The 1,733-nt window shown below is 41.9% G+C and carries 1 protein-coding gene; it reads right to left on the reverse strand.

Annotated features, from left to right (window positions below; all coding sequences use genetic code 11):
• Positions 1–1,733, reverse strand: a 1,733-nt coding sequence (locus DW103_RS18175) for a hypothetical protein (RefSeq protein WP_158576719.1), incomplete at both ends; no start/stop codon positions are given.

A 1,733-nucleotide genomic window follows, 5' to 3' on the forward strand; every position in this document is an offset into this window, starting at 1 on the left:
TATAGCCGGAAAAAGGCCGCATCGACGTCTTTGCCTTGAAATGTAAATTTATTATTAGAGGTTCCTGCCGGTATGGATATATTCTTGGTCAGCCCGTTACTATCCGGGCCAATCATTATAGATATTTGTTGAGATACGGTAGATGAAATACGGAAACTTACAGTATATTTTTTAGCCGAAGATAAACGAACTCCGGCCAAGCTGTAATTTCTTATGTCTCCCCAGTAATCGCTTGCATCTGTTATATTCAAGTTAAGCATTATAGCACCATTGGAAACATCCAACGAAGAAGCTCCTGTGACTTTCCAATATGTTGTCTTGGTAATATTTCCCGAATTTCTTAACATGTTCAGGTTATAGGCATAGAACTCAACCTTGGAAGCGATAATTTTTGTAGAAGTAGCGGTCTGGTTTATCTTGTTAACGATAGAATTACCCGTATAATCAGAGCTTGTCACCCACCAAGCATTACCCTGTGCTTGCGTTATAAAACCGGCAGAGTTAAGTGATTTTATGCCGTTTTCCGCGGTAGTAACCCGGCTTACAAGTCCGGATATCCAAGACGCATTAACATCGAATTTTGCAGATTGCAAATCAACGGCGCGTGATAAATTATCAAACAACGTTTTATTGGCCCATAACGAATTACCTTGTGCGTTTGTAACAAACCCGGCCTCTTCCAAGCTGGTGGCACGCCCTTCTACCAGTGTCACCCGGCTTACAAGACCGGATATCCAATCTGCCGTTACGGAAAACTTAGATTCCGCCCGAACTATATTATTCTCGTTCGTGGTAACACGTCCGGCCAGCAAATCTATCGCTTGGTCTGTCTGCAAAAATTTTGTATAATATTCATTGCGTATGGCCGCTATCTTATCGGATATAACCGTTATGCTTTTAATCCGTATATCTCCGGTGTAGGTACAGGTAAAATCACCGGAACCGTCCCAATCAGCGATAATCGTTTCCTCCTGATAGTCAGTCATGGCCGTAAGAATCATACTTTTGTATAAATCTTTTCCTGAAAAACCGAATGAAAAAGTACCAGCGGTAATAGCTTTGTAGCGCACACGAATCACATAAGTACCGGCATCCCTGTTTAATAAATCAGCATTTGCCTGGGTAATGCCGCTGTTAAAAATACGAAGAATCCGGATACCGTTTTCGACCAAGACTTCAGCCGATTTTTTCTTATCGGAATAAAATGCGGCATTAAACCACAGCCATCCGTTTGCCGCAGATAGTAATTCTATATCTTGCGAATAGGTCCATTTGTCTAAATTTCCATCCCATGTGGGATTAGCCAAGATGTTATTACCATTGTCGTTAATTGCATCCCGGACGGAAGATATTTCACTTTCGAGTTTTCCGTTTAATACCTGGAAGGATTGATAAACGGTGTCACCGTTAGGAAGATATATATCGCATTCGTCGAATATGCCCCCCTTGATATAAATGCCATGATAAATACCTGCCTGGCCTAAATTCCCTTTGTATTTTGATGTTATCCCGGAGACATTGCCAATCCTGACAACTGATTTCCCGGTCATGTCGGCACTGTTTATTTTGTCCAAGACATCGATGTAGGTCCCATCTGTTTCTGCCGTGGCCAAATAAATCACACCCTGACGCATCAGGTCATACTTATTACCCATCCGAAATACGACATCACCAGGCGCAGGAATGGATTGCCCTTCAAGCAAAGGTTTCCTTAAATCGAAATAATTTTCTGT

This window comes from Parabacteroides sp. AM08-6 (assembly GCF_003473295.1).
Taxonomy (GTDB): Bacteria; Bacteroidota; Bacteroidia; order Bacteroidales; family Tannerellaceae; genus Parabacteroides.